This is a genomic window from Streptomyces sp. D2-8 (assembly GCF_023184515.1).
Lineage (GTDB): Bacteria > Actinomycetota > Actinomycetes > Streptomycetales > Streptomycetaceae > Streptomyces.
The window spans coordinates 1-25,745 of sequence record NZ_JAAHBP010000002.1 but is presented as its reverse complement, the minus strand read 5'-3'; the positions used below and the strand labels follow the sequence as shown (position 1 = coordinate 25,745).

Here is a 25,745-nt window from a genome sequence, read left to right as displayed (position 1 = left end):
ACCGGCGGTCAGAACAGCGCGCTGTACGCGTTCAGCGCCGGCTGCCCTCCCAGGTGGGCGTAGAGCACCGTGGCGTCGCGGCCGATCTCGCCCCGCGACACCAGGTCGATCATCCCGGCCATGGACTTGCCCTCGTACACGGGGTCGGTGACCATCCCCTCCGTCCGGGCCGCGAGCCGCATCGCCGCCAGGGTCGTCTCGTCGGGGATGCCGTAGACACCTGCGTGGTACCGCTCGTCGAGTTCGACGTCCGCCTCGGTCACCTCCCGCTTGACGCCGATGAGCTGCCCCGTGCCGTGCGCGATCCGGGCGATCTGGCTGCGGGTCGCGGCCGGCTTCGCCGAGGCGTCGATGCCGAGCACGCGCCGGGGCCGCCCGCCCTCCTCCTCCAGCGCGGCGAACCCGGCGACCATGCCGGCCTGGGTCGACCCGGTCACCGAGCACACCACGACGGTGTCGAAGAAGACGCCCAGCGCCCGCTCCTGCTCGGCCACCTCGTACGCCCACCCGGCGAAGCCGAGTCCCCCGAGCGGATGGTCGGAGGCACCGGCCGGGATGGCGTACGGCTTCCCGCCCCCCTCCTCGACCTCCCGGAGCGCCTGCTCCCAGCTCTCCTTGAACCCGATGCCGAACCCGGCCTTCACCAGCCGCACATCGGCCCCGGCGAGTCGGCTGATCAGGATGTTGCCGACCTTGTCGTACACGGCGTCGGGCCAGTCGACCCAACTCTCCTGCACCAGAACGCACTTGAGCCCGGCGCGGGCGGCGACGGCCGCGACCTGGCGGGTGTGGTTGGACTGCACGCCGCCGATCGACACGAGCGTGTCGCAGCCCTGGGCGAGCGCGTCGGCGACCAGGTACTCCAGCTTGCGGGTCTTGTTCCCGCCGTACGCGACACCGGAGTTGCAGTCCTCGCGCTTGGCCCAGAGGGAGGCCCCGCCGAGGTGCGCGGTGAGCCGCTCCAGGGGGTGGACGGGCGAAGGGCCGAAGAGCAGCGGGTAACGCTCGTACGAGGAAAGGGACATGAGTCCTCCCGGGTCGGTCTCAGTCGGCGAGCTCTTCGAGCCCCCGCCAGATCTCCGCCGTGACACGGACCGCCTCGTCCACGTCACCGGCCGTGCAGGCCTCGATCAGCCGCTCGTGCAACCCGGCCGAACGGCAGCTGCCGCCCTCGCCGAAGCGCCGTCGCTCCAGGCGGCGGATGAGCGGGGTGTAGCGGGCGACGGTCGCGCCGGCCGCCCGGTTGCCGCTCACCCGGACGAGGACGTCGTGCAGTTCGTCGTCGGCCCGCAGCGCCGCGTCCACGTCTCCGGCGGCCACGGCGGCGGCGAACCGCTCATTGGCGGCGCGCATCGCCGTGATGTCCGCGGCACCGAGCCGGGGCACGCCGACCCGCGCCACGAGTTCGTGCATGGCGCCGACCACGGCGGCGGCGTCCCGGACGTCGGCGGTCACCAGGGGGGTCGCCCGGGTGTAGCTCTGCGGCTTGCTCTCCAGCAGCCCCTCGTCCACCAGCCGGGAGAACGCCTCCCGCACGGGCGCCCGGGACAGCCCGAGCCGCTCCGCGAGTTCGGCGTCCCGCACCACCGCGCCGGGCTCGATCTCCCCGGCCACGATGGCGTCCCGGATCGCCTCGTACGCCCGGTCCCTGAGCAGGGTGCGGGGCACGGGCCGGATGGCTTCCATGGACTGAAATGTTAGATGTCAGTACAGCGGTCAACAAGGGGCGCGCGCCAGACCGCGGCCCGCACTCCCCACGCGGTGCGGGCCACGGCCTGTCAGGCCGCCCAGGGCCAGTCGGCGTCCCGGGAGGCCTCGATCAGCGGAACCATCCGGAAAGCCGCGTCCGAGAGCCCCCCGAACGTGTGCCGGTTGCCCTGGCCCGACGGGCCGTGGCCCGCCCGGTATCCGGCGAGGTTCCAGGTGTAGACCGGCACGTCGGCCGGGATCTGCTCGGTCGGGTCGCCCCGGTGGTGGTGCGTGTACTGCTCGTCGGTGACGATCAGTACCCGGTCGTGCTTCTTGTAGTGCCGGCGCACCGCCTCCGTGGTGTCGGTGCCGCCCAGGCCGCCGAAGCGGCCGAGGATCTTCAGCACCGACTCGCCCCGGCGGAACTTCACGCGGTCGCTCGTCGAGCCGAACTCGACCAGGTCCGCGCGCTCCGCCCGCAGCGCCAGCGCCGTACCGAAGATCGCCGCCGCGTCGGCGCGGGTGAGCTCCGAGCGGTCGGACAGCCGCGACCAGAACATCGAACCCGAGCGGTCCACGAGCACCAGCGTCCGGCCGGGCAGCGCCGGCACGTTGGCCAGCGAGTGGCCGAGTGCCCGCTCCAGCGCGTACGACCAGCGCAGCGACGGCGCGTGCTGGTAGGCGGCGAGGTACCGGAAGGGGAATTGCCGCGAGCGGGCGACCTCCGCCGGGTCGCCGATCCGCGCGGCGACCCGCTCGGCCACCTCGTCGGAGACACCGGCCTCGTCGAAGTTCCGCAGGTTGCGTATGAGCGCCATGGTGCCCATGGAGGGGATCACGGCCTCCCAGGCCGCCTTGTCCATCGGCCCCTGCAGCCAGCCCGCCAGCGCCTCCCACGTCATCCCGGCCTCGGCCAGCCGCTCGGCACCGCCCTCGGCGGTCACGACCGCACGCCGCTCCCCGACGGGCAGCGCCATCAGCGCGCGGTGCGCGGTGAGGACGTGGTCCGACGGGGGCGGCACCGCGGTGTCGGGGTGGTGCCGGCGGTCGAGGGCGTACCGGAACAGCTCGCCCTGCCAGGGCTTGTCCGGGTCGGGCGCCGCGTGCACGAGGTTGAGGATGTCGCCGAAGCGGTAGCCCTTGGAGGCGGTGTCGTACTTCAGCAGCGCCTTGCCGTGGTAGAGCCTGCGCACGGCGTCGGCGACACCGCGCTTGACCGGCTTCGGCACAGAGCGGCCGTACATGGCGGTCCAGTACGCGAGCAGTTCGCCGGGCTCGTCGGGCCGCTGGAGGACGGAGGCGACGACCTGCCGGTTGGACGGGCCGCCGGTCGCGCCGGCCTCCAGGCGAGCCTTGACGTACTCGGCGGCGCCGACGACGGAGGCCGTGCGCAGGTTGCCCGCGCCGCGCAGCCAGCCGAGCAGGCCGGCCGTCCACTCCGGGTCGGTGACGGCGAGCTCGCGCACGAGCTTCGCGAAGCGGCCGTCGCGGTCGCCGCCGGTCTCGTAGAAGGTCTGCTGGGAGACGAAGTGGGAGACGGCGAGCAGGAAGAGCTCGGAGCGGGCGTCCCGCTCGCGGCCGCGGCCGCCCTCGTAGGTGCGCAGCACCCGTCCCGTGGACGTCACGCGCGAGACGGGACGCGCGCGGGCTGCCTTGGAATTGAAACGCGCCATGGTGAATTCCCCCGAATTCATTCGTGTTTTCGAGGGGAGGACGCTGCATGCGAGAAGAGAGGTGGATGCCCGAGAACAGAAGTCGGCGACGGACTAATTCAGATGCTCTACACCTTGAGCTACAGCGACCCGAAGTCGCTGACGGGACTCGAACCCGCAACCCTCTGATCCCAGGAAGTAACCGTTGCCTGCGCACCGGGCACCCACCACATGCTGCGCCTCCCGAGATCAAGTCGGCGGCGGCGTCGGATTCTTTGAAAGAGAAGTAGCCGCTGCCATCGCACCGGGAGGTGCGTGACGTTGTGATCTCACTGTAGGAGGCGCAGCGCAGGCACTGCGAGCGAATTGTTTACCGCTTCTGGCGCTTCCAGGGACCGGTGATGGCGAGCAGGATGCCCGGGTCCTGGATGTTGGCGTAAAGGGTCTTGCCGTCGGGTGAGAAGGTGACACCGGCGAACTCGCTGTACTCCGGCTCCTCTTCGGTGCCGATGTTCAGGTCGTTGCGGGCGATCGGGTACGTGCGTCCGCTGTCGGTGGCACCGAAGAGGTGCGAGACGCCCTCGCCGTCCTCGGCCAGGACGATGCCGCCGTACGGGGAGACGGTGATGTTGTCGGGGCCGTCGAACGCTCCGTCCTCGGACGGGTCGGGGTTCACTCCGAGCAGGATCTTGAGCGTCAGCGTCCGGCGCTTGGGGTCGTAGAACCAGACCTGACCGTCGTGCCGGCCGGGGCTCTCCTCGCGGGCGTACGAGGAGACGATGTAGGTGCCGCCGTCGCCCCACCACATGCCCTCCAGCTTGCGGGCGCGGGTGACCTCTCCGTCGCCGAACTGCTTGCGCACGGGGGTGGTGCGGGCGTCGCGGTCGGGGACGTCCACCCAGTCGACGCCGTAGACCGTACCGATCTTCGTGGTGCGGGACAGGTCGTCGACGAACGTGCCGCCGGAGTCGAAGCACTTGGGTGCCTGGAGGGCACCGGCGTCGTCGGCGAGCTTGCGGAACGTGCCGGGGCCGTACTCGAAGCCCCTGGGCGGGACCCAACGGTAGAAGAGGCCGTTGGGCTCGTCGTCGTCCTCGGTGAGGTAGGCGTGGCCGCGTTTGGGGTCGATGACGACGGCCTCGTGGTCGTAGCGGCCGAAGAACTTCAGCGGCTTGGGGGCGCGGTTGGCGCGCCGGTCGCTGGGGTCGACCTCGAAGACGTAGCCGTGGTCCTTGGTCATGCCGTTGACGCCGGCCCTGTCGGAGTTCTCCTCGCAGGTGAGCCAGGTGCCCCACGGGGTGCTGCCGCCGGCGCAGTTGGTGGAGGTGCCGGCGATGCCGACCCACTCGGCGACGCGCCCGTCGGGGCGTACCTCGACGACCGTGCAGCCGCCTGCCGCGGCCGGGTCGTAGACGAGGCCCTCGGTGAGCGGTACCGGGTGCTTCCAGTTGGTGCGCGGGCCCTTCAGCTCGTGGTTGTTGACGAGCAGGACGGTGCCGCGGGGGCCGTCGAAGGTGGCGGTGCCGTCGTGGTTGGACGGCGTGAACTCACCGGACTCCAGCCTGGTCCTGCCGCTGTAGGTGAGGATCCGGTACGTGAAGCCGGCGGGCAGGGCGAGGATGCCCTTCGGGTCCGCGACGAGCGGCCCGTACCCGACTCCGTGCCGTGCGTCCGTCGCCTCGTCCCCCGCGCTGTCGGTGTCGTAGGACGCGAGGGCGTTCGGAGCGCTGGCGAGGGCGCCGACACTCCCCGCCAGCGCGACCCCGGCCCCGGTGACGGCGGAGTTCCTGGCGAAGTCCCTACGGGTGAGCGACATGGTGTCTCCTGTGACGGTGAGAATGCCGTGGAGGGTGGCGGACCTCGTTCGGCGAAACCGTCCCGCTCATCCATGAACGCCGGTTGAACAACACCCCAGGGGCGCGGGGAACTGCGCGACAAGCCAAGGCGGCGCCGTACCCGCAGAACAGGATCAACCCCCCTGTTGCGACCGCGCCTTGAAGGCAGCCTTCCGCGCTTCCTTGGCGACCTTCTTGTCGGGATGCAACCGCCCCATCGCCTCCAGCACATCAGCCGTGGCCGGATGATCGACCCGCCACACCGCCGCGAAGAACCCGCCGTGCTGCTGCGCGAGTCCCTGCACCAGCGCCCGCAGCTCCTCGGAGTTCCCCTCCGCGGCCAGCTGCGCGGCCACCGTGTCGATGGTCAGCCAGTACACCATCGACTCGGAAGGCGCGGGCACGTCCACCGCACCGTGCTCGGTCAGCCACACCCGTGCGAGCCCGCCGAGCTCGGCGTCGTCGAGCACCTCCCGCAGGGCGGGCTCGGCGGAGGCACCGACGAGCGACAAGGCCTGCTGACACCGCAGCCGCCGCAACGGCGCCCCGGCATCGGATCCCCGGGCCGCCGCCAGCAACTCCCGCGCCGCGGCGAGCGATTCCCGGCGCTGAAGCCACTGCTCGGTCTCCGCCTGCGCCGCGCCGGGCGGGAACCCCGCCGTGCCGTCGAGCAGCGCGTCGGCCCCCTTGTCCGCGAGGTCCCCGACGGCCGGTGCCTCGAATCCGGCCTCCATCAGCCGCGTCCGCATGCCGTACAGCCCGAGCGGGGTGAGCCGGACCATGCCGTACCGGGAGACGTCGGTGTCGTCGACGGGCGCCGCGGGCTCCTCGTCGACGTCGGCCATGAGCGCCTCGTCCACCGGCTGGTACTCGACGAATCCCACCGGCTCCAGCATCCGGAACTGGTCGTCCAGCCGCATCATCGCGTCGGAGACCTGCTCCAGGACGTCGTTGGTGGGCTCGCCCATGTCGCTGGGCACGATGACCGAGGCGGCCAGCGCCGGCAGCGGTACCGGGGCGCCGCCGGGCGTGTCCTCGCCGGCGGTCAGCAGGTAGAGGTTGCCGAGCACGCCGTCGAGGAACTCGGCCTCGCCCTCGGGGTCCCAGTCCAGGGCGGAGAGGTCGACCTCGCCGTCCTCGTCGACGAGTCCGTCCAGGTCGGGCACGCTCGCGTCGGCGAGCACCGTCTCCAGGGCGGCGAGCCACACGGCGAGCACGTCCTGCGGTGAGCCGCCGGTGAGCAGGGCCACGTCCGCACCGGCCGTCACGGTGCCCTCTTCCTCGTCGACGACCTCCACGAGCCCGGCGTCCACGGCGACCCGCCACGCCTCACTGGCGTCGGCGGCGGCGTCCTCCCCGCTCAGCCCGAGCGCCTCGGCGGCCGCGGGCACCTGCTCGTCGACGAGCCCGCCCCCGGCGTCGACCCGGGTGTCCGGCCCGGCCCAGCGGGCGAGCCGGGCGGCCCGGGCCAGCAACGGCGTGGACAGCGCGTCGCGCGCCAGCTCCGCTTCGGTGTGCAGCCGCACCGGCGGCAGGGGGGAGCTGTCTGACATCGGCTGTTCTCCTAGCGCGCCTCAGGTTACTCAGCCGCTCAGCCTAGACGGATTTCCCCCCATGCCGCCCACTTCACCTCCCCGTCAGCCGCCGTACATGGCCGAAACCTTGACAAGTGGCGTGACCAGGCTGGAGATTGACGCGCGTAGAAGTCGGCGGACACTTGTTCACCGGGCCGGCCCCACCAGGTCCACCCGTCCACCGCGTCTACGCGCGTCACCGCATCCGCCCCACAGGTAGCGGCAGTCAGCCATTCCACATGTCTCCGCCCTCGTCCCGGCGCCCTGTCACGTCCCCGGAGGGAATCCCGTTGCCGAGCAAGTCGTCCGCGCGCCTCGCCGCGCTCACCGTCGCCGCCGCGTGCTCCGCGGCATCCACGATCGTCCTCACCACTCCCGCGCACGCGGAGTCGGTCCGCATCCACGACATCCAGGGCAGCACCCGGATGTCCCCGTACGCCGGCAAGCAGGTGACGGACGTGGCCGGAATCGTCACCGGCATCCGGACCTACGGCTCGTCCCGCGGCTTCTGGATCCAGGACCCGAGCCCGGACGCCGACCCGGCGACCAGCGAGGGCGTCTTCGTCTTCACCAGCTCCACCCCGAAGGGTGTCGCCGTCGGTGACTCCGTCACGGTCAGCGGCACGATCTCGGAGTACGTCCCCGGCGGCACGACCTCCGGCAACCAGTCGATCACCGAGATCACCAAGCCGACGACCACGGTCGTCTCCAGCGGCCACGCGCTCCCCGCCGCCACGGCGATCACCTCGCGCTCGGTCCCCGCCGCCTACGCACCGGCCGGCGACACCGCCGCGAACGGCTCGATCAACGCGCTCCCCCTCAAGCCCTCGAAGTACGCCCTGGACTACTACGAGGCGCTGGAGGGCATGTCCGTCCGGGTCACCGACACCCGCGTCGTCGGCGCCACCGACCCGTACACCGAGCTCTGGGTGACGGTGAAGCCGCACGAGAACCGCAACCGCCGCGGCGGCACGGTCTACGGCTCCTACGACGCCCAGAACACGGGCCGCCTCCAGATCCAGTCCCTCGGCGCGACGGCGGACTTCCCGAAGGCGAACGTGGGCGACACCCTCACCGGCACCACCGCGGGCCCCCTGGACTACAACCAGTTCGGTGGCTACACCCTGGTCGCGAGCGAGCTGGGCACGCTGAAGAGTGCGGGCCTGGAGCGCGAGACGACCCGCAAGCAGCGCTCCTCCGAACTCTCGGTCGCCACCTACAACGTCGAGAATCTCGACCCGACCGACGACACGTTCGCCGCCCACGCCTCCGCGATCGTGAACAACCTCAAGTCGCCGGACATCGTGTCCCTGGAGGAGATCCAGGACAACAACGGCGCGCAGAACGACGGCACGGTCGCCGCCGACCAGACCCTGACCAAGCTGATCGACGCGATCGCCGCGGCGGGCGGCCCCACGTACGACTGGCGCTCGATCGACCCGGCCGACGGCGCCGACGGCGGCCAGCCGGGCGGCAACATCCGCCAGGCGTTCCTGTTCAACCCGGAGCGGGTCTCCTTCGCGGACCGCGCGGGCGGCGACGCCACGACGGCCACCGGCGTGACGAAGATCCGCGGCAAGGCGCATCTGACGCTCAGCCCCGGCCGTATCGCCCCCGCCGACGAGGCCTGGAAGAACAGCCGCAAGCCGCTGGCCGGCGAGTTCGTCTTCCGCGGCCGCTCGGTCTTCGTGATCGCCAACCACTTCGGCTCCAAGGGCGGCGACCAGGGACTGACCTCCCAGTACCAGCCGCCGTCCCGCAGCTCCGAGACACAGCGCCACCAGCAGGCCACCGTGGTGAACGCCTTCGTCAAGGACATCCTCGACACCCAGAAGAACGCGGACGTCGTCACCCTCGGCGACATCAACGACTTCGAGTTCTCGCGGACCACGAAGCTCCTCGAGGGCCGCGGCGAACTGTGGTCGGCGATCAAGTCGCTGCCCAGGAGCGAGCGGTACTCCTACGTCTACCAGGGCAACAGCCAGGTCCTCGACCAGATCCTGATCAGCCCGTCGATCCGCCGCGACTGCGACTTCGAGTACGACAGCGTGCACGTCAACGCGGAGTTCAACGACCAGATCAGCGACCACGACCCGCAGGTCCTGCGTTTCCGCCCGTGACATCCCGTGGGCCGGCCGGGCCTTCCGCCCGGCCGGCCCACGCACACCGGTCAGTCCGGCACCAGCCCCAGAGCGTGCTCGTACCGGCTGCCGGTGCTCCCCTTCACCCCCGGATACGTCCGCACCCGCTGCCACACCTCGGTCGACGGGGCGGCCAGCTCCCGGTCATAGTCCTCGGCGCTGCCCCACTCCGCGTAGTTCAGTACGTGCCCGCCATCCGTACTGAGATGGAAGTGAGCGGAGAGCAGCCCCGCGTGTTCCCCGGGGCCGTCGTCCAGGGCCTTCAGCACGAGATCGACCCACTCCTCCCGGCGCTCCTGCGCCCCGGCCTCGAAGTCGACCCGCACCGTGACGATCAGGCCCGGTACCCGGGCATCCCCGGCAGCGCGCTCCCGGCTCCGGTACCGCCGGTACCGCCCGAGCCCGACCCGCTCGATCCCCGGCACGGCGGTGTCGATCTCGTCGACGCGTTCCTGCCGGTGAGCTTTGACGAAGGACTCGTAGGCCTGCTCGCCGGTCCACTGCGAGTAGTGCATCAGGGTGGATCCGTCGTGCCCCGCGTACACGTGATACCCCAGCAGATCCCTGGCGGGCCAGGGCCGCCGCTCCCAGGTACGCCCGATCGCCTCCACGGTCTGCCCCTGCCGCTCGGGGGTGCCCACCCGCCATGTACTGAAGAAGGGGGCACCGATGCGGGGGTCGGTGAGGTCGGGGTGCTGCTCGGTTCGACGGCTCATGAACACTCCAGTCGTAGCGCCGGTCGCGAACACACCCCACCTTTCAACCTCAACCAAACTTGAGGTCAAGCGGATGCGACACGGCGCTGCCGCGGTAGGTCCACTACCCGGCGGAGCGGCATCCCGCCGCGGGCGCAAGCCACGAAACGCCCGCACCCGCGTACGGCGAGAAGGGGCCGGGGCGGGGGGTGTCCTCCCACAGAGGTTGGCGCGTCAACGACCAGTCAGTCGGCGTACGACCCCCTCCCGCCGTTCCGAGGACGGACACCCCCCGACCCGGCCCCGACCCACCACCCGGCGCCTGGCGCCAGGCGCCAGACGCAGACGACGCGCACCCCCACCGAAGCAGCCACGGACCAGCGCCGGAGGCACCCGCGCCCCGCTCAGCGATGCCCGTGCGCATGCCTCCACCGCAACACTCCGACAGCCACCACGGCCCCCGCCGCCCCGGCCACCAGCACCGGCTTCGGATGCCGCATCCCGGCCTGGACAGCGGTCCGCACCGGACGAGGCCCCGTATGCGTCGCCCTGTCCTGCACGGTGTGCCCCGCCTGCGCGGCGCTGCTCCGCAACTGCACCGTCATGGCCCCGGCCTTGTCCCGCAGATCAGCCGCCCGCGCCCGCGCACGCCCCTTCACATCCGCCTTCCCCGCCAACTCCTCCACCGTGTTGCCGAGTTCACCGCGGGTCCGCTCGATCTGCCGCCGCAGCTCATCGGGCCCCTTCGCCCCACCCGTCGCGTCCGTCATCGATGCGCCCTCTCCTTGATCTCCTCCACGTCCGCCCTGACACTGCCGAGAGCCTTCTCGGGCGTAGGCGGCGCGGCCTGCCTCAGCTGCCCACGCCCGGTCGCCGCCAGCACGGCCGCGATCACGAACAGCACCCCGGTGACGATCAGCGCCGCGGCCCACACGGGCAGCACCAGCGAGAGCGCGGCGACACCCGTACCGGCCAGCGCGAGCAGCCCGGCGTACGCGACGGCGCCCGCCGCCCCGAGCAGCCCGCCACCACGCCCCGCACGCCGGCCCTTCTCGGCCAGCTCCTCCTTGGCGAGAGCCACTTCCTGCCGCATGAGCGTGGAGAGCTGCTCCGCGGCCTGTGCGACGAGCTCGCCCACGGAGTGGCGCTCGTCGTGCACGGCCCGATGTTCCATGGTCCCGGTCACGGTGTTCCGCCTCCTCTCGAAGTCAGGAACCCCCGGGTACCCGGGCGGCCCCGCGGCTACCCTGCGACTCGCCCTCCAGCTCTGCCGAGCCCGCGTCCCGGACGGGGCACCCGCCGGAGCACCCCTCACCACCCTGAAGCAGATCTTACGAATATCGAGTAGCAGAATTAAGTGGAGCTACAAAGTCAACGGCCCGACACTACCCCCATGACCACGCCGCCCACACCGCCCTTCGGCCGCACCCTCTGCGCCATGATCACCCCCTTCACCCCGTCCGGAACCCTGGACCTCGACGGCGCCCAGCACCTCGCCTCCCACCTGGTGGCGAACGGCTGCGACGGCCTGGTCCTCTCCGGCACGACGGGCGAGTCCCCCACCACCACGGACGCCGAGAAGTCGGCCCTCGTCGCTGCCGTCCGGGAAGCGGTGGGCGACCGCGCGAAGGTCGTCACCGGTATCGGCACCCCCGACACCCGGCACACCGTCGAACTGGCCCGGGAGGCCGAAAAGGCGGGCGCGGACGGCCTGTTGGTGGTGTCGCCGTACTACAGCAGACCCCCGCAGGACGCGATCGAGGCGCACTTCCGAGAGATCGCGGACGCCTCCGAACTCCCGCTCATGCTCTACGACATCCCGGCCCGCACCGGAACCCGCATCGAACCGGAGACGATCCTCCGCCTCGCCGGCCACCCCAGGATCGTCGCGGTCAAGGACTGCTCCTGCGACTTCCTGGGCGCCCAGAAGGTCCTGGCCCGCACGGCCCTGGCGTACTACGCGGGCTGCGACGAACACAACCTCGCGCTGTACGCCGTGGGCGGCGCGGGATACGTCAGCACGGTCGCGAACGTGATCCCGGGCCACCTGCGGGCCGTCCTGGACGCGTTCGACGCGGGCGAGACGGCCCGGGCGGCCCGCCTCCAGCAACAGGCGACGCCCCTCATCGAGGCGATCATGTCGGCGGGCCTGCCGGGCACCGTCACGGCGAAGGCGCTCCTCAACGAACTGGCCCTGCCGGCAGGCCCGGTCCGCAGGCCCCTTCAGCCCGCCGGCCGCAGGACGACCGACGAGCTGCTCTCGCTCCACGAAGACCTGATCAGCACGTGATCACCGTTCCGCGAACACCGGCTCCCACCGCCCCTTGGTGTTGTCCTTGGGCGACCGGAAGTCGCTGAGCGGGGTGGTCTTCTCGCCGCCGATGGTCACCAGCACCAGCCGCTGGTGGTACTCGTTCCCGTCCGCCCCGATGTCCCAGGCGACGAGCGAGTCCCCGTCCGCCCAGGCGAGCAGTTGCTGCCCGCGCACCTCGCGCTGCTTCCCGGTGCGGGCGTCGAGGACGAAGGACGACGTCTTCCACTTCCGCCCGGCGAACGGACCGGCGACGAGCTGCCCGTCCGGCGACACCCCCGCGTCGACGGACCAGTCCCGGTACCGCTCCAGCTCCGACGCGAGGACTTCCTTGCCGGTGAAGTCGTACCACTTCTCGCCGGGTTCGGTGGGCATCCCCGACCAGACGAGACGGCCGTCGCGGGTGAACGCGAAGTCCTGACGGGAGTTGATGAACGCCTCGGGGTTGTGCGCACCCCCGCCGATCTCCACCCCGGCCCAGGAACTGCTCCCGGAAGCCACGTCGATGACATGGAACCCGGTCCGGTCCGACTGCATGAACGGGGCCTCCCAGCCCTCCGACCCGTCGATCTTCACCCGGCGGTCGGGGTTCTCGCTGTACGTCGTCGCGACGAGCTTCCTGCCGTCGGTGGAGAACTCCACGCCCGCCACCGGCCGGTCGACCGGGATCCACCGCTTGACCTGTCCGCTCGCCAGATCGAGCAGTCCGATGCGCGGCACGGGCAGGTCCCGCTCCAGCACGGCGGCGGTCGTCATCCCGGGGGCGACCGCGACGTACGACCACCGGTCGTCCTTCGCGTACTTCTTCGTCCTCGGGTTCAGCAACCAGTACGTCCGCTCCGAAACGGCACGGTCGGCGGACTGCTCGACGATCGCCCTGGTGAAGTAGGCGGCCAGCGCGACCCGCCCGGCCGCGATCATGTCGCGCGGCGGCGACTGGTCCGGGTGGGCGGTGATGCCGGTCTGCTCGCCCCCGCCCAAGGGGCGTACGTCCTGCTTGCCGGAGTCCAGGACGGGCACGGCCACGGCGACGGCCACCACAGCGACGGCCGCGGCGGCAGCGGTCGCGAGCCGCCGGCTGCGGCGGCGACGGCGCACGGCCAACACCCGGTCGGCGAAGCCGGGAGCCGCGGGCGGCTGCCCGTCGGCCTGGTCGCGCAGTGCGTCACGCACGAGTTCGTCGACGTTCACTGACGCACCTCCACGGGCGAGTAGTCACGGGAGGGCCGCTGCTCGGCGTCGGCCGGGCCGAGGGCGGCCAGCTCGGGCGCGAGGGCGCGCAGCCGGGCGAGGGAACGATGGGTGGCGGACCGTACGGTGCCGACGGAGCAGCCCAGGATGCGGGCCACCTCGCCCTCGGGCAGGTCCTCGAAGTAGCGCAGCACGAGCACGGTGCGCTGCCGCGCGGTCAGCCGGGCCAGTGCGCCGCGCATCAGCAGGCGCAGCTCGGCGGCCCCGGAGGCGTCCGGGTCGGTGCCGGTCTCCGGCAGTTCGGCGACGCTCAGTTCACGCCTCGGCCACTTCAGCCGCCAGCGGCTGACCTGCTGCCGGTAGAGCACCTGGCGGACGTACGCCTCGGGTTCGTCGATGCGGTGCCAGCGGCCCGCCGCCTTGATCAGCGCGTTCTGGAGCAGGTCCTCGCCCGCGTGCCGGTCGCCGCCGCTCAGCAGGACGGCGGTCTTCAGCAGCGCGGACGACCGGTTCGCCACGAACTCCCGGAAACTCTCCTGCGCTTCGGCATCCATCGTCACCTTCGCTCTCCCCCGGGGCGAACCCTGTGCCCGCTCCCCGTACTTCCTGTGACGCGTGCGGGGGCGTCCCGCTATGCCACCGGCCAGGAACAAAAGAGGGGACGGCCCGCGCCGCAGTCACCTGCGGCACGGGCCGTCCCGTCTGCTCCGCCCGTTCAGTTCCAGGCGTACCCGTCACCGAACAGCAGCGTGTGCTCCAGCACGTCCTCCGCCGGGTCGTCGATCTGACCGACGTTGACGTTGATCAGACCGACCCGGTGGCCGTTGTGCGAGCCGGTGTTGGTCTCGTCGGCGTGCGCGACCCCCGCCGGCAGCCAGCACACCGCCAGCGCCACGACCACCCCGGCCAGCCGGCACACCACGGCCCGCCTCCGCTCGTTCCTCATGCCCCGGTCCTCTTTCATCGGTTCGGCGTCTGATCGGACACTGCGTCCACCGGTTCATCTGCCAAAACCACCGCGAGGTCACGCCGGGTCATCCGTACGGGATCGTCAGTTGTGGCTGTGCAGGATCTCGTTCAGCCCGCCCCACACCGCGTTGTTCGGCCGGGCCTCGACCGTGCCGGTGACCGAGTTGCGGCGGAAGAGGATGTTGGAGGCGCCGGACAGCTCGCGGGCCTTGATGATCTGGCCGTCGGGCATGGTGACGCGGGTGCCGGCGGTGACGTAGAGGCCGGCCTCGACGACGCACTCGTCGCCCAGCGCGATGCCGACGCCCGCCTCGGCGCCGATCAGGCAGCGTTCGCCGATGGAGATGATGACGTTGCCGCCGCCGGAGAGCGTGCCCATCGTGGAGGCACCGCCGCCGATGTCCGAGCCGTCGCCGATCACGACACCGGCGGAGATGCGGCCCTCGACCATCGACGTGCCGAGCGTGCCGGCGTTGAAGTTGACGAAGCCCTCGTGCATGACCGTGGTGCCCTCGGCGAGGTGCGCGCCGAGGCGGACCCGGTCGGCGTCGGCGATCCGGACGCCCTTGGGGGCCACGTAGTCCGTCATGCGCGGGAACTTGTCGACGGAGGTGACCTGGAGGTGCAGGCCCTCGGCGCGGGCGTTGAGCCGCACCTTCTCCAGGTCGTCGACGGCGACCGGACCGAGCGAGGTCCAGGCGACGTTGGCGAGGAAGCCGAAGATGCCGTCCAGGCTCTGGCCGTGCGGCTTGACCAGGCGGTGGGAGAGCAGGTGCAGGCGCAGGTACGCGTCGTGCGCGTCGATCGGCTTCTCGTCGAGCGAGGCGATGACCGTGCGGACCGCGACCACCTCGACGCCCCGGCGGGCGTCCGGGCCGATCGCCGCGGTCGCGCCACCGCCGAGCAGCTCCGCGGCACGCTCGGCGGACAGCCGCTCGGTGCCGGACGGGCCGGGCTGGTCGGCCAGCTCGGGCGCGGGGAACCAGGTGTCGAGAACGGTGCCGTCGGCGGCGATCGTGGCGAGGCCGGCGGCCACGGCGCCGGTCGTGCGAGGAGCAGTCGTGTCGGTCATGAGGGCAACCTAACCGGCGGACGGCGGTCGATGCGAACCGGTGCGGGGGCATCTCACGGGACGGGCGGTATCCACCCCTCGAAGGTGCCCCTCAGCAGCACGGACACCCGCCCCGCCGACGTCACCCGCGGGCCCCCGCGACGACCCGCCCCAGCACCTGCCGCGCATACTCCTCGTCGTACGGCACCCCCGTCAGCAGCACCTGAAGACAGATGCCGTCGATGAGCGCCACGAGCGCCTGCGCGGTGACCGGATCCGTACGCCGGGACAGCATCTCGGCGACTTCCTCGGTGCACTCGGCGGCGACGGGGCGCAGGGCGGGGCGGCGCAGGGCGGCCAGATACAGCTCGTACTCCAGCTCGACGCCGGTGCGGTCGCCCGCGAGCCACTCTCCGATCCACCCGGCGATTTCGGCCGCGAGGTCGGTCTGCGGATCCGTCAGGCCGGCGCGCGCGGCGGCCACCTTGGCGAACCCCTCGTTGGCCTGCCGCAGCGCGGCGACGAGCAGCTCGTCGAGGGTCTTGAAGTGGTACGTCGTGGAACCGAGCGGCACATCGGCCTCGGCCGCGGCACTGCGGTGGCTCAGCCCGGCGATCCCCTTCGACCCGACGACCCGGATCGCCGCGTCGATGATCCGCTGCCGCCGCTCGGGGTCGTAGCGCCGGGCCATCAGTGGGCTCCGCCCAGGTTCAGCACCACGACCCCGGCGATGATCAGCGCGATCCCGCCGGCCTTGGCGACGGTCATCCCCTCGCCCATGAACGCGATCCCGATCGTGGCGATGGCGGCGGTGCCGACCCCGGCCCAGATCGCGTAGGCCGTACCGACCGAGACGGTCTTCAGGGTCTGCGCGAGCAGCGCGAACGAGACGACGTATCCGAGGACCGTGAGCAGCGACGGCCCGAGCCTGCTGAAGCCGTCGCTGTACTTCATGGCGGTGGTAGCGCCCACTTCGGCGGCTATGGCGCCGGCCAACAGGAGATAGCCCATGTGTACGAGCGTACACAACATCTGTACGACCGTACACAACGCGGGACTTGATATCGGAGAGAAACCGCTCTCCCAAAACGCGCCACAGGCGCCCCGCGGGTCCACTACGGTGTCCACCGATCACACACCGGGCCACCACAACTGCGCCGCCGTCAAGGGTGCCCCGCTGGAGGAACAGCGCATGTCAGAAGACAAGTCCCGGACGCCACAGGACCGCCCCTGGGAGAGCGGCTGGGCCCCGGACACCACCCGGGCACCGGGGACGCGACGGCTCTGGCTGGCGGGCGCGCTGGCCCTGGCCACCGTCACCGCGTGCGTCACGGCCATCACCGTGATGGACAGCGAGTCCGGCGAGCCGAAATCCCGGGCGGCGGAGCCGACCACCCTCAGCAGTTCTGCCCCGGGCGGCCTGATCTCCTTCGCGACCCCCTCCAAGGGCGGTACCGAAAAGGCCGGCGGTACCGAAAAGGCCGGCGCGGACCGCACCCACCCGTCCCCCACCCCCACCAGCAGCGCTCCCAAGGCCGCCCCGAGCCCGGAGCCCCAGAAGAAGGCCCCGAAGCCGCCGAAGTCGTCACCCACCCCTTCGAAGCACCCGAAGCCCCCGTCCTCGCAGGGCATATCCATACGCTCGGTCAACTTCCCCGACCGCCACTGGCGGGTGCGCGACGGCTATGTACGCCTGGACCAGATCGGCTCAGGGCCGGAGCAGCGCGAGGACGCCACCTTCAAGCGCGTCACCGGTCTCGCCGACTCCTCCTGCTACTCCTTCACCACCGCGGACGGCCGCTACCTCCGCCACCGCAGCTTCGTCCTGGTCGCGAACACGAACGACGGATCGTCCCTCTTCCGGGAGGACGCCACGTTCTGCCCCCGTTTCTGGGGCCCGTCGGGAACGCTCACGCTGGAGTCGGTCAACTACCCGGGCCGCTTCCTGCGCCACCGCAACCTCCAGCTCCGCCTGGACCCCTACGAGAACAGTCACCAGTACCGCTCGGACTCGTCGTTCCAGATCGTGGCCGGTCTGAGCTGAGCATGCGTGAGGGCGGCACCCGGAAAGGGTGCCGCCCTCATGTCAGTCGGTGGATCTCAGACGTTGAACCCGAGAGCACGCAGCTGCTCGCGCCCGTCGTCCGTGATCTTGTCGGGGCCCCACGGGGGCATCCAGACCCAGTTGATGCGCAGCTCGTTCACGAGGCCGTCGGTGGCGGACTTCGCCTGGTCCTCGATGACGTCCGTCAGCGGGCAGGCCGCCGAGGTCAGGGTCATGTCGAGCGTCGCGATGTTCGCGTCGTCGATGTGGATGCCGTAGATCAGGCCGAGGTTGACGACGTCGATGCCCAGCTCGGGGTCGACCACGTCGTACAGCGCCTCACGGACCTCTTCCTCCGAGGCCGGCTTCATCTCAACGGTCTCGCTCATGCCGTCGTCTCCTTCTCGGCGTCGGCTCCGCCCAGTACCTGGGCCGTCGCGTCCTTCCAGGCCATCCAGCTCAGCAGGGCGCACTTCACCCGGGCCGGGTACTTGGACACCCCGGCGAACGCGACCGCGTCCTCCAGGATCTCCTCCATCGCATCGTCGGGTTCGAGCTTCCCCTTGGACTGCATCAGCTCCAGGAAGGTCTCCTGGATCTTCCGCGCGTCGGAGAGGTCCTTGCCGACGAGGAGGTCGTTCAGTACGGACGCGCTCGCCTGGCTGATCGAACAGCCCTGGCCCTCGTACGAGACGTCCTCGATCGTGGTGCCGTCGTACTTCACCCGCAGGGTGATCTCGTCACCGCACGTCGGGTTGACGTGGTGCACCTCGGCGTCGCCATCCCGCAAGCCCCGCCCGTGCGGGTTCTTGTAGTGGTCCAGGATGACTTCCTGGTACATGGAGTCCAGTTTCACCGTTCAGCACGCCCCTCAGCCGAAGAAGTTCCGTACGTGCTCCAGGCCGTCGACCAGCGCGTCGATCTCAGCTGGCGTGGAGTACAGATAGAACGACGCTCGCGTGGTCGCAGGAATTCCGTACCGCAGGCAGACCGGCCGCGCGCAGTGGTGGCCGACCCGGACCGCGATGCCCTGCTCGTCGAGGACCTGACCCACGTCGTGCGGGTGGATGTCCCCGAGGGTGAAGCTGATCGCCGCGCCGCGCTCCTCGGCCGTGGTCGGGCCGATGATGCGCAGGTCGGGAACCTCCAGCAGCCGCTTCACCGCGTACTCGGTGAGCGCGTGCTCATGAGCGAGGATCTTGTCCATGCCGATCGCGTCGAGGTAGTCGATCGCCGCGCCGAGTCCGACCGCCTGGGCGATCGGGGGCGTGCCCGCCTCGAACTTGTGGGGTGCCGGGGCGTAGGTCGAGGAGTGCATCGACACCGTCTCGATCATCTCGCCGCCGCCGAGGAACGGAGGCAGGTCCTCCAGCAGCTCCTGGCGGCCCCAGAGGACGCCGATGCCGGTCGGGCCGCACATCTTGTGTCCGGTGAAGGCCACGAAGTCGGCCTGCAGGGCCTGCACGTCCAGCGGCATGTGCGGCGCGGCCTGGGAGGCGTCGATGCACACCAGCGCACCGACCTCCTGGGCGCGGCGCACGATCGCCTCGACGGGGTTCTGGGTGCCGAGGATGTTGGAGACCAGCACGAAGGAGACGATCTTCGTCTTCTCGGTGATGACCTCGTCGATGTTCGACAGGTCGAGGCGGCCGTCGTCGGTGAGGCCGAACCACTTCAGCTTGGCGCCCGTGCGCTGCGCGAGCAGCTGCCACGGCACGATGTTGGAGTGGTGCTCCATCTCCGTGATGACGATCTCGGTCTCGGAGTCCACGCGGTAGGGCTCGTCGGCCCAGCCCAGCATGTTCGCCACGAGGTTGAGCGACTCGGAGGCGTTCTTGGTGAAGATCACCTCGTCGCGCGACGGCGCGTTGATGAACTCCGCGACCTTGTCGCGCGCGCCCTCGTACAGCGCCGTGGCCTCCTCGGCGAGCACATGCACACCGCGGTGGACGTTGGCGTTGTAGCGCTCGTAGTACTCGCTCAGGGCGTCCAGTACCTGGCGCGGCTTCTGGCTGGTCGCGGCGTTGTCCAGGTACACGAGCTTCCGGCCGTCGTGGACCTGGCGGTCCAGGATGGGGAAGTCCTTGCGGATCGCCTCGGTGTCGAGGAGGCCCGGCAGCAATGTCACGCGGATGCGCCACCCTTCGTGTCGACTCCGTCGAGCTTCGCATAGGCCTCGTAGCCCTCGTTCTCCAGCTTGTCGGCGAGCTCGGCGCCGCCGGACTCGACGATCCGGCCGCCGGAGAAGACGTGCACGTGGTCGGGCTTGATGTAGCGGAGGATGCGCGTGTAGTGCGTGATCAGCAGGGTGCCGACCTCGCCCGTCTCGCGGACCCGGTTCACGCCCTCCGACACGACACGCAGCGCGTCGACGTCCAGACCGGAGTCGGTCTCGTCGAGCACCGCGACCTTCGGCTTGAGCAGCTCGAGCTGGAGGATCTCGTGGCGCTTCTTCTCACCGCCGGAGAAGCCCTCGTTGACGTTGCGCTCGGCGAAGGACGGGTCGATGTTGAGGCGCTCCATGGCCTCCTTGACCTCCTTCACCCAGGTGCGCAGCTTGGGGGCCTCGCCGCGGACGGCCGTGGCGGAGGTGCGCAGGAAGTTCGACACCGAGACGCCCGGGACCTCGACCGGGTACTGCATGGCGAGGAACAGGCCGGCGCGGGCGCGCTCGTCGACGGACATCTCCAGGACGTCCTCGCCGTCGAGGGTGACGGTGCCGCCGGTGATCGTGTACTTCGGGTGACCCGCGAGGGAGTAGGCGAGAGTCGACTTGCCGGAGCCGTTGGGGCCCATGATGGCGTGCGTCTCGCCCTGCTTCACGGTGAGGTCGACACCCTTGAGGATTTCCTTCGTACCGTTCTCGACCTCGACGGTGACGTGCAGGTCTCGGATTTCAAGCGTTGCCATGGGTGCCTCAGGACTCCTGGGTGAGGGAGACGAGCACGTCGTCCCCATCGATCTGTACGGGGTATACGGGGACGGGGCGTGTCGCCGGAAGGGCGTCGGGCTTGCCGGAGCGGAGGTCGAAACGCGAGCCGTGCAGCCAGCACTCGATGTGGCAGTCGTCGACCTCGCCCTCCGACAGGGAGACGTTCGCGTGCGAGCAGATGTCGTGGATCGCGAACACCTCGCCCTCGGTCTGCACGATGGACACGGGAGTGCCGTCGAGTTCCACCCGTTTCGGGGTGTCCTCCTCCAGCTCGCCCAGTCCACAGACGCGTACGAAGGTCATGCGACCGCCGCCTCCAGCTCCTCCTCGATCCTGGCGATCAGGCGCTCCTCGATGTCGGGGAGGCCGATCTGCTGGACCAGCTCGGCGAAGAAGCCGCGGACCACCAGACGGCGGGCCTCGTGCTCCGGGATGCCGCGGGCCATGAGGTAGAAGAGCTGCTCGTCGTCGAAGCGGCCGGTCGCCGAGGCGTGGCCGGCGCCGACGATCTCGCCGGTCTCGATCTCGAGGTTCGGTACGGAGTCCACGCGGGCCCCGTCCGTGAGGACCAGGTTGCGGTTCATCTCGTACGTGTCCGTGCCCTCGGCCGTGGCCTCGATGAGCACGTCGCCGATCCAGACCGCGTGCGCGTCGTCGCCCTGGAGCGCGCCCTTGTAGACGACGTTCGACTTGCAGTGCGGGACGTTGTGGTCGACCAGGAGGCGGTGCTCCTGGTGCTGGCCCTGGTCGGTGAAGTACAGGCCGAACAGCTCGGCCTCGCCGCCGGGGCCGGCGTACTGCACGCGCGGGTGCAGCCGGACGAGGTCGCCGCCGAAGGTGACGACGACCGACTTGAAGGAGGCGTCGCGGCCGACGAGCGCGTTGTGCTGGGCGACGTGGACGGCCTTCTCGTCCCAGTCCTGGACGGAGACGACGGTGAGCTTGGCGCCGTCGCCCAGGAGGTAGTCGACGTTGGCGGCGAGCACCGCGTCACCGGTGTGGTCGATGACCACGACGGCCTCGGCGAAGGCACCCAGTTCGATCACCTGGTGGCCGAAGGCGGTGCCGCCCTCGCCGTGCACCGCGATGCGGATGGGCTCGGTGAGGACGGTCTCCTTGGGGACGGTCACGACCGAGGCCTTCTCGAATACCGAGTAGGCCTGGGCGGCGACGCGGTCCGCCGGGGTGCCGGCCTTGCCGAGCCGCGCGTCGTCGCGGCCGACGGCCTCGACGGTGACGCCCTCGGGGGCCTGGACCTCGACCTTCACGCCGTTGCCGGTGGCGACGGCGGTGCCGTCGTGCAGGCCGCGCAGGCGCTCCAGCGGGGTGAACCGCCACTCCTCCTCACGGCCGTGCGGGACGGGGAAGTCCGCCACGTCGAAGGAGGGGGGCGCGCTCATGCGCGTGGCGACGGTCGACTCCGCGGCGACCGCGATCGAGCCCGCGGTGGTGGATCCCACGGGGATGTTCTGGGCCTCAGCCATGGCTGTCGTAGTGCTCTCTTTCCTGGGTAGGACGTCTGCGGTCGAGGGGGCGGGTCAGCCGACCGCGCCTTCCATCTGCAGCTCGATCAGCCGGTTGAGCTCCAGCGCGTACTCCATGGGGAGCTCCTTGGCGATGGGCTCGACGAAGCCGCGCACGATCATCGCCATGGCCTCGAACTCGCTCAGGCCGCGGCTCATCAGGTAGAAGAGCTGGTCCTCGGAGACCTTGGAGACGGTCGCCTCGTGGCCCATGGACACGTCGTCCTCGCGGACGTCCACGTAGGGGTAGGTGTCCGAGCGGGAGATGGTGTCGACGAGCAGCGCGTCGCAGAGCACGTTCGACTTGGAGCCGTGGGCGCCCTCGCCGATCTCGACGAGGCCGCGGTAGGACGTACGGCCGCCACCACGCGCCACGGACTTCGAGACGATGTTGGAGGACGTGTTCGGCGCCATGTGGACCATCTTGGAGCCGGCGTCCTGGTGCTGGCCCTCGCCGGCGAAGGCGATGGACAGGGTCTCGCCCTTGGCGTGCTCGCCCATCAGGTAGACGGCCGGGTACTTCATCGTCACCTTGGAGCCGATGTTGCCGTCGATCCACTCCATGGTCGCGCCCTCGTAGGCGACGGCGCGCTTGGTGACCAGGTTGTAGACGTTGTTCGACCAGTTCTGGATGGTCGTGTAGCGGCAGCGGGCGTTCTTCTTGACGATGATCTCGACGACCGCGGAGTGCAGCGAGTCCGACTTGTAGATCGGCGCGGTGCAGCCCTCGACGTAGTGCACGTAGGCACCCTCGTCGACGATGATCAGGGTCCGCTCGAACTGGCCCATGTTCTCCGTGTTGATACGGAAGTAGGCCTGGAGCGGGATCTCCACGTGGACGCCCGGCGGCACGTAGATGAAGGAGCCGCCCGACCACACGGCGGAGTTCAGCGACGCGAACTTGTTGTCGCCGACGGGGATGACCGTCCCGAAGTACTCCTTGAAGAGCTCCGGGTGCTCCTTCAGCGCGGTGTCGGTGTCGAGGAAGATGACGCCCTGCTCCTCCAGGTCCTCACGGATCTGGTGGTAGACGACCTCCGACTCGTACTGGGCGGCGACACCGGCGACGAGGCGCTGCTTCTCCGCCTCGGGGATGCCGAGCTTGTCGTACGTGTTCTTGATGTCCTCGGGCAGGTCCTCCCAGGACTCCGCCTGCTTCTCCGTGGAGCGCACGAAGTACTTGATGTTGTCGAAGTCGATGCCCGAGAGGTCCGAGCCCCAGTTCGGCATGGGCTTCTTCTCGAACAGGCGCAGGCCCTTGAGCCGGAGCTTGGTCATCCACTCCGGCTCGTTCTTCTTGGAGGAGATGTCCCGGACGACGTCCTCGTTGATGCCGCGCTTGGCAGAGGCGCCGGCCGTGTCGGAGTCGGCCCAGCCGTACTCGTACTTGCCCAGGCCCTCGAGCTCGGGGTGGGCAGTCTCCGTGGGGAGAGTCATGCGGGGTTCCTCCCGGCCGTGCTTGCAGATGCGTTATGGGAAATCTTGGGGATGAACGTCGTGCAGACGCCGTCGCCGTGCGCGATGGTGGCGAGCCGCTGTACGTGCGTACCGAGCAGCTCGGCGAAGAATTCCGTCTCCGCCTCGCACAGCTGCGGGAACTGCTCGGCGACGTGGGCGACCGGGCAGTGGTGCTGACAGAGCTGCTCACCCTTCTGCGGGTGGGGCGCATTGCGCGCCGTAGCAGCGTACCCGTCGGCACTCAAGGCCTTGGCCAGCGCTTCGGTCCGTTTCTCGGGCGCGGCGGCCTCGACCGCCCGGCGGTAGGCGCCCGCCTGCGCGGCGATCCTGGCGCGGGCGAAGGCGGCGATCGCCTCGTTGCCGCCCTCGCGGTCGGCGATCCAGCGCAGAGCGTCCGCCGCGAGCGTGTCGTACGACTGGTCGAAGGCGTCCCGGCCGCAGTCTGTCAGGGCGAACACCTTGGCCGGGCGGCCGCGGGTCCGCGCGCCGTACACCCGCTGCTCGCGCGCCTCCACGACACCGTCGCCCGTGAGGGCGTCGAGGTGCCGGCGCACGGCCGCCTGGGTGAGGCCCAGCCGCTCGGCGAGCTCGGCGACGGTCGAGGGGCCGTGGTCCAGGATGGACCGCGCGACCCGGTTGCGGGTGGACCGCTCCCCGGTCGCCAGCTCCTCGTGAGGTGCCTCGCCGACGTTTTTCACAACGCCATTGTTGCGTAATTCTTCCGGACCCGGCAAGCCGCGTGTGCCGCACACCACGGTGCCCTGCGTCACTTAGGTAAACCTAATCTGACCTGCGGAAACGATCTCTGATCGATCAAACCGGTGGCATGCGGCAGCCGCATGGGGGACACTCCACAACCATGCCCGCACCCCCTCCGACCGGCCCTCTTGTCACCCGCGAGACGCTCCGGAAGCAGCTCGGCGAGTTCGGCGTACGCCCTGGTGAGACCCTCCTGGTGCACTCCTCGCTCAGCTCCCTCGGCTGGGTCAACGGCGGCGCCGTGGCGGTGGTGCAAGGACTGCTCGACGCGCTCGGCCCGGAGGGCACGCTCGTGGTGCCCACCCAGACCGGCGACCTGTCCGACCCGGCCCTGTGGAGCAATCCGCCGGTACCCCCGCAATGGTGGGCGGCCATCCGCGCCACCATGCCCGCCTACGACCCGCGGATCACCCCCGCCCGCGGGGTCGGCGTCCTCCCGGAGACCGTGCGCACCTGGCCCGGCGCACTGCGCAGCGCGCACCCGCAGACCTCGTTCGCGGCACTCGGCCCGCAGGCGGCGAAGGTGCTCGACGGGCACGCGCCCGACTGCCGGCTCGGTGAGCGCAGCCCGCTGGCGAAACTGGAGGCGATGGACGCAAGGGTGCTGCTGCTCGGGGCCGGCTACGCCTCCTGCACGAGCTTCCACCTCGCCGAGTACCGCATCCCGTCCCCGCGCGTCGCCGTGGGCCGCCCGGGTCCGGAGGGCTGGGAGACCGTGACCGAGGTGTCGATCAGCTCGGACCGTTTCGACGAGCTGGGCTACGACTTCGAACGGGACCGTCCCGTCGTCCGCGGAAAGGTGGCCGCGGCCGAGGCCCGGCTGTTCCCGGTGGCGGACGCGGTGGCCTACGCCGAACAGTGGCTGGCGGTCCACCGGCCCCGTGATGAGGAGTTTCTGCACCCGCCGGTCTGATGTCCGGCGCGCCTACCTAGACTCTGGACCCATGCGAAGTGAGCCCGTGGTCCAGGTCCAGGCCCTGGTGAAGCGGTACGGCCCGAAGACCGCGGTGGACGGGCTCGACCTGGTGGCCCGGGCGGGTGTGACCGCCGTGCTCGGCCCCAACGGGGCGGGCAAGACCACCACGGTCGAGACCTGCGAGGGGTACCGCAAGCCGGACTCCGGCACGGTGCGCGTCCTGGGCCTCGACCCGGTGAGACAGTCCGGGGACCTGCGGCCCCGCATCGGCGTGATGCTCCAGTCCGGCGGCGTCTACTCGGGCTCCCGGGCCGACGAGATGCTCCGCCACGTGGCCAAGCTGCACGCGCATCCGCTGGACGTGGACGCGCTGATCGAGCGGCTCGGGCTCGGCTCCTGCGGCCGGACCACGTACCGGCGGCTGTCCGGCGGGCAGCAGCAGCGGCTCGCGCTGGCCATGGCCGTGGTCGGGCGACCGGAGCTGGTCTTCCTCGACGAGCCGACCGCCGGGCTCGACCCGCAGGCCCGCCGGGCCACCTGGGACCTCGTCCGGGACCTGCGCGCGGACGGCGTCTCCGTGATCCTCACCACCCACTACATGGACGAGGCCGAGCAGCTCGCCGACGACGTGGCGATCATCGACGCGGGCCGGGTCATCACCCAGGGCTCCCCGGAGGAACTGTGCCGGGGCGGCGCCGAGAACACGCTCCGCTTCACGGGCCGGCCCGGCCTCGACGTGGGATCGCTGCTGAAGGCCCTGCCCGCAGACTGCTCGGCCGCCGAGCTGACGCCGGGTTCCTACCGGGTCGTCGGCAAGGTCGACCCGCAGCTGCTCGCGACGGTCACCTCCTGGTGCGCCCAGCACGGCGTGATGCCGGAGAGGATCTCGGTGGAGCGGCACACCCTCGAAGACGTGTTCCTGGAGCTGACCGGCAAGGAGTTGCGCTCATGATTCCGGCTCACACCGAGGTCGGCCAGGGGTCCGGGGGTTGGCCCCCGGGAAAG

27 protein-coding genes are annotated in these 25,745 nt (G+C 70.6%); 5 read left to right on the top strand and 22 right to left on the bottom strand.

The features are described 5' to 3' along the window. Positions 1-8: 8 nt before the first annotated feature. The 5 genes from G3I77_RS05735 to G3I77_RS05715 form a co-directional block, all read right to left on the bottom strand. Positions 9-1,025, bottom strand: coding sequence for a 1-aminocyclopropane-1-carboxylate deaminase (locus G3I77_RS05735; protein ID WP_248501495.1), 1,017 nt, complete (start codon positions 1,023-1,025; stop codon positions 9-11). Positions 1,026-1,044: 19 nt separating this feature from the next. Further along, positions 1,045-1,686, bottom strand: coding sequence for a GntR family transcriptional regulator (locus G3I77_RS05730; protein WP_248501494.1), 642 nt, complete (start codon positions 1,684-1,686; stop codon positions 1,045-1,047). 92 nt (positions 1,687-1,778) lie between these two features. Beyond that, complete coding sequence (locus tag G3I77_RS05725) at positions 1,779-3,362, bottom strand: TROVE domain-containing protein (protein ID WP_248501493.1); 1,584 nt, start codon at positions 3,360-3,362, stop codon at positions 1,779-1,781. Positions 3,363-3,711: 349 nt separating this feature from the next. Further along, complete coding sequence (locus G3I77_RS05720; RefSeq protein WP_248501492.1) at positions 3,712-5,157, bottom strand: alkaline phosphatase PhoX; 1,446 nt, start codon at positions 5,155-5,157, stop codon at positions 3,712-3,714. Between the two features lie 153 nt (positions 5,158-5,310). Then, entirely contained in the window at positions 5,311-6,729 is a 1,419-nt protein-coding gene (locus G3I77_RS05715) for a hypothetical protein (RefSeq protein WP_248501491.1), read from the bottom strand. A gap of 311 nt (positions 6,730-7,040) precedes the next feature. On the opposite strand from G3I77_RS05715, the gene G3I77_RS05710 reads away from it, so the two are divergent. Beyond that, a complete protein-coding gene (locus G3I77_RS05710; protein ID WP_248501490.1) occupies positions 7,041-8,870 on the top strand; it encodes an endonuclease/exonuclease/phosphatase family protein in 1,830 nt (609 codons plus the stop codon). Between the two features lie 50 nt (positions 8,871-8,920). On the opposite strand, the gene G3I77_RS05705 is transcribed toward G3I77_RS05710, so the two are convergent. The 3 genes from G3I77_RS05705 to G3I77_RS05695 all read right to left on the bottom strand — a co-directional run bounded on the left by G3I77_RS05705 (position 8,921) and on the right by G3I77_RS05695 (position 10,772). Further along, complete coding sequence (locus G3I77_RS05705; RefSeq protein ID WP_248501489.1) at positions 8,921-9,607, bottom strand: antibiotic biosynthesis monooxygenase; 687 nt, start codon at positions 9,605-9,607, stop codon at positions 8,921-8,923. A 383-nt stretch (positions 9,608-9,990) separates the two neighbouring features. Beyond that, entirely contained in the window at positions 9,991-10,356 is a 366-nt protein-coding gene (locus G3I77_RS05700) for a DUF3618 domain-containing protein (protein ID WP_248501488.1), read from the bottom strand. Next, positions 10,353-10,772 (bottom strand): phage holin family protein, encoded by a 420-nt coding sequence (locus tag G3I77_RS05695; RefSeq protein ID WP_248501487.1) that lies wholly within the window; start codon positions 10,770-10,772, stop codon positions 10,353-10,355. Before G3I77_RS05695 ends, G3I77_RS05700 begins: the two co-directional genes overlap by 4 nt. Before the next feature lie 207 nt (positions 10,773-10,979). Between G3I77_RS05695 and dapA the strand changes: the two genes are divergently transcribed. Next, complete coding sequence (gene dapA / locus G3I77_RS05690; RefSeq protein ID WP_248501486.1) at positions 10,980-11,876, top strand: 4-hydroxy-tetrahydrodipicolinate synthase; 897 nt, start codon at positions 10,980-10,982, stop codon at positions 11,874-11,876. Here dapA and G3I77_RS05685 read toward each other — a convergent pair whose 3' ends face one another. The 6 genes from G3I77_RS05685 to G3I77_RS05660 form a co-directional block, all read right to left on the bottom strand. Beyond that, entirely contained in the window at positions 11,877-13,088 is a 1,212-nt protein-coding gene (locus G3I77_RS05685; RefSeq protein ID WP_248501485.1) for a WD40 repeat domain-containing protein, read from the bottom strand. Then, complete coding sequence (locus G3I77_RS05680) at positions 13,085-13,642, bottom strand: SigE family RNA polymerase sigma factor (RefSeq protein ID WP_248501484.1); 558 nt, start codon at positions 13,640-13,642, stop codon at positions 13,085-13,087. The genes G3I77_RS05685 and G3I77_RS05680 overlap by 4 nt, the downstream gene beginning before the upstream one ends. A gap of 161 nt (positions 13,643-13,803) precedes the next feature. Continuing rightward, positions 13,804-14,034 carry a hypothetical protein gene (locus G3I77_RS05675; protein WP_248501483.1) on the bottom strand — a complete coding sequence of 77 codons (231 nt, stop codon included), beginning with the start codon at positions 14,032-14,034 and terminating at the stop codon, positions 13,804-13,806. A 105-nt stretch (positions 14,035-14,139) separates the two neighbouring features. Further along, positions 14,140-15,129: a 2,3,4,5-tetrahydropyridine-2,6-dicarboxylate N-succinyltransferase gene (gene dapD, locus G3I77_RS05670; RefSeq protein ID WP_248501482.1), complete on the bottom strand. Its 990-nt coding sequence runs from the start codon at positions 15,127-15,129 to the stop codon at positions 14,140-14,142. 121 nt (positions 15,130-15,250) lie between these two features. Continuing rightward, entirely contained in the window at positions 15,251-15,799 is a 549-nt protein-coding gene (locus G3I77_RS05665) for a TetR/AcrR family transcriptional regulator (RefSeq protein WP_248501481.1), read from the bottom strand. Next, complete coding sequence (locus tag G3I77_RS05660) at positions 15,799-16,119, bottom strand: multidrug efflux SMR transporter (RefSeq protein ID WP_248501480.1); 321 nt, start codon at positions 16,117-16,119, stop codon at positions 15,799-15,801. Before G3I77_RS05660 ends, G3I77_RS05665 begins: the two co-directional genes overlap by 1 nt. 181 nt (positions 16,120-16,300) lie before the next feature. Between G3I77_RS05660 and G3I77_RS05655 the strand changes: the two genes are divergently transcribed. Next, on the top strand, positions 16,301-17,152 hold the full coding sequence (locus tag G3I77_RS05655; RefSeq protein WP_248501479.1) for an AbfB domain-containing protein: 852 nt from the start codon (positions 16,301-16,303) through the stop codon (positions 17,150-17,152). 56 nt (positions 17,153-17,208) lie between these two features. On the opposite strand, the gene G3I77_RS05650 is transcribed toward G3I77_RS05655, so the two are convergent. Genes G3I77_RS05650 through G3I77_RS05615 form a run of 8 tightly spaced genes read right to left on the bottom strand, consistent with a single transcriptional unit; the run spans position 17,209 to position 23,763 of the window. Then, complete coding sequence (locus tag G3I77_RS05650; RefSeq protein ID WP_102911749.1) at positions 17,209-17,541, bottom strand: metal-sulfur cluster assembly factor; 333 nt, start codon at positions 17,539-17,541, stop codon at positions 17,209-17,211. Next, complete coding sequence (sufU, locus tag G3I77_RS05645; protein WP_030852662.1) at positions 17,538-18,008, bottom strand: Fe-S cluster assembly sulfur transfer protein SufU; 471 nt, start codon at positions 18,006-18,008, stop codon at positions 17,538-17,540. The genes G3I77_RS05650 and sufU overlap by 4 nt, the downstream gene beginning before the upstream one ends. A 15-nt stretch (positions 18,009-18,023) precedes the next feature. Continuing rightward, entirely contained in the window at positions 18,024-19,280 is a 1,257-nt protein-coding gene (locus G3I77_RS05640) for a cysteine desulfurase (protein ID WP_248501478.1), read from the bottom strand. Further along, complete coding sequence (gene sufC, locus G3I77_RS05635) at positions 19,277-20,062, bottom strand: Fe-S cluster assembly ATPase SufC (RefSeq protein WP_248501477.1); 786 nt, start codon at positions 20,060-20,062, stop codon at positions 19,277-19,279. The genes G3I77_RS05640 and sufC overlap by 4 nt, the downstream gene beginning before the upstream one ends. Positions 20,063-20,069: 7 nt before the next feature. Beyond that, positions 20,070-20,387 (bottom strand): non-heme iron oxygenase ferredoxin subunit, encoded by a 318-nt coding sequence (locus G3I77_RS05630; RefSeq protein WP_184844961.1) that lies wholly within the window; start codon positions 20,385-20,387, stop codon positions 20,070-20,072. Then, a complete protein-coding gene (sufD, locus tag G3I77_RS05625; RefSeq protein WP_248501476.1) occupies positions 20,384-21,568 on the bottom strand; it encodes a Fe-S cluster assembly protein SufD in 1,185 nt (394 codons plus the stop codon). Before sufD ends, G3I77_RS05630 begins: the two co-directional genes overlap by 4 nt. A gap of 54 nt (positions 21,569-21,622) precedes the next feature. After that, entirely contained in the window at positions 21,623-23,044 is a 1,422-nt protein-coding gene (gene sufB, locus G3I77_RS05620) for a Fe-S cluster assembly protein SufB (protein ID WP_062926168.1), read from the bottom strand. Then, on the bottom strand, positions 23,041-23,763 hold the full coding sequence (locus tag G3I77_RS05615; protein ID WP_248501475.1) for an ArsR family transcriptional regulator: 723 nt from the start codon (positions 23,761-23,763) through the stop codon (positions 23,041-23,043). The genes sufB and G3I77_RS05615 overlap by 4 nt, the downstream gene beginning before the upstream one ends. 161 nt (positions 23,764-23,924) lie before the next feature. On the opposite strand from G3I77_RS05615, the gene G3I77_RS05610 reads away from it, so the two are divergent. Then, the gene (locus G3I77_RS05610; protein ID WP_248501474.1) at positions 23,925-24,737 is read left to right on the top strand and encodes an aminoglycoside N(3)-acetyltransferase; all 813 of its coding nucleotides are present in this window, start codon (positions 23,925-23,927) and stop codon (positions 24,735-24,737) included. Positions 24,738-24,768: 31 nt separating this feature from the next. Beyond that, a complete protein-coding gene (locus G3I77_RS05605) occupies positions 24,769-25,692 on the top strand; it encodes an ABC transporter ATP-binding protein (RefSeq protein ID WP_248501473.1) in 924 nt (307 codons plus the stop codon). Positions 25,693-25,745 lie beyond the last annotated feature (53 nt).

Excerpts from the sequence above, each read along its gene's own strand:
- G3I77_RS05660 (WP_248501480.1), bottom strand. The coding sequence starts at position 16,119 with ATGGGCTATCTCCTGTTGGCCGGCGCCATAGCCGCCGAAGTGGGCGCT.
- G3I77_RS05730 (WP_248501494.1), bottom strand. The coding sequence starts at position 1,686 with ATGGAAGCCATCCGGCCCGTGCCCCGCACCCTGCTCAGGGACCGGGCG.
- G3I77_RS05655 (WP_248501479.1), top strand. The coding sequence starts at position 16,301 with ATGTCAGAAGACAAGTCCCGGACGCCACAGGACCGCCCCTGGGAGAGC.
- G3I77_RS05680 (WP_248501484.1), bottom strand. The coding sequence starts at position 13,642 with ATGGATGCCGAAGCGCAGGAGAGTTTCCGGGAGTTCGTGGCGAACCGG.
- G3I77_RS05725 (WP_248501493.1), bottom strand. The coding sequence starts at position 3,362 with ATGGCGCGTTTCAATTCCAAGGCAGCCCGCGCGCGTCCCGTCTCGCGC.
- G3I77_RS05705 (WP_248501489.1), bottom strand. The coding sequence starts at position 9,607 with ATGAGCCGTCGAACCGAGCAGCACCCCGACCTCACCGACCCCCGCATC.
- G3I77_RS05715 (WP_248501491.1), bottom strand. The coding sequence starts at position 6,729 with ATGTCAGACAGCTCCCCCCTGCCGCCGGTGCGGCTGCACACCGAAGCG.
- G3I77_RS05610 (WP_248501474.1), top strand. The coding sequence starts at position 23,925 with ATGCCCGCACCCCCTCCGACCGGCCCTCTTGTCACCCGCGAGACGCTC.
- G3I77_RS05720 (WP_248501492.1), bottom strand. The coding sequence starts at position 5,157 with ATGTCGCTCACCCGTAGGGACTTCGCCAGGAACTCCGCCGTCACCGGG.
- G3I77_RS05665 (WP_248501481.1), bottom strand. The coding sequence starts at position 15,799 with ATGGCCCGGCGCTACGACCCCGAGCGGCGGCAGCGGATCATCGACGCG.
- sufC (WP_248501477.1), bottom strand. The coding sequence starts at position 20,062 with ATGGCAACGCTTGAAATCCGAGACCTGCACGTCACCGTCGAGGTCGAG.
- G3I77_RS05650 (WP_102911749.1), bottom strand. The coding sequence starts at position 17,541 with ATGAGCGAGACCGTTGAGATGAAGCCGGCCTCGGAGGAAGAGGTCCGT.
- sufD (WP_248501476.1), bottom strand. The coding sequence starts at position 21,568 with ATGGCTGAGGCCCAGAACATCCCCGTGGGATCCACCACCGCGGGCTCG.
- dapD (WP_248501482.1), bottom strand. The coding sequence starts at position 15,129 with ATGACCGACACGACTGCTCCTCGCACGACCGGCGCCGTGGCCGCCGGC.
- G3I77_RS05735 (WP_248501495.1), bottom strand. The coding sequence starts at position 1,025 with ATGTCCCTTTCCTCGTACGAGCGTTACCCGCTGCTCTTCGGCCCTTCG.
- G3I77_RS05675 (WP_248501483.1), bottom strand. The coding sequence starts at position 14,034 with ATGAGGAACGAGCGGAGGCGGGCCGTGGTGTGCCGGCTGGCCGGGGTG.
- sufB (WP_062926168.1), bottom strand. The coding sequence starts at position 23,044 with ATGACTCTCCCCACGGAGACTGCCCACCCCGAGCTCGAGGGCCTGGGC.
- G3I77_RS05630 (WP_184844961.1), bottom strand. The coding sequence starts at position 20,387 with ATGACCTTCGTACGCGTCTGTGGACTGGGCGAGCTGGAGGAGGACACC.
- dapA (WP_248501486.1), top strand. The coding sequence starts at position 10,980 with ATGACCACGCCGCCCACACCGCCCTTCGGCCGCACCCTCTGCGCCATG.
- G3I77_RS05700 (WP_248501488.1), bottom strand. The coding sequence starts at position 10,356 with ATGACGGACGCGACGGGTGGGGCGAAGGGGCCCGATGAGCTGCGGCGG.
- G3I77_RS05605 (WP_248501473.1), top strand. The coding sequence starts at position 24,769 with ATGCGAAGTGAGCCCGTGGTCCAGGTCCAGGCCCTGGTGAAGCGGTAC.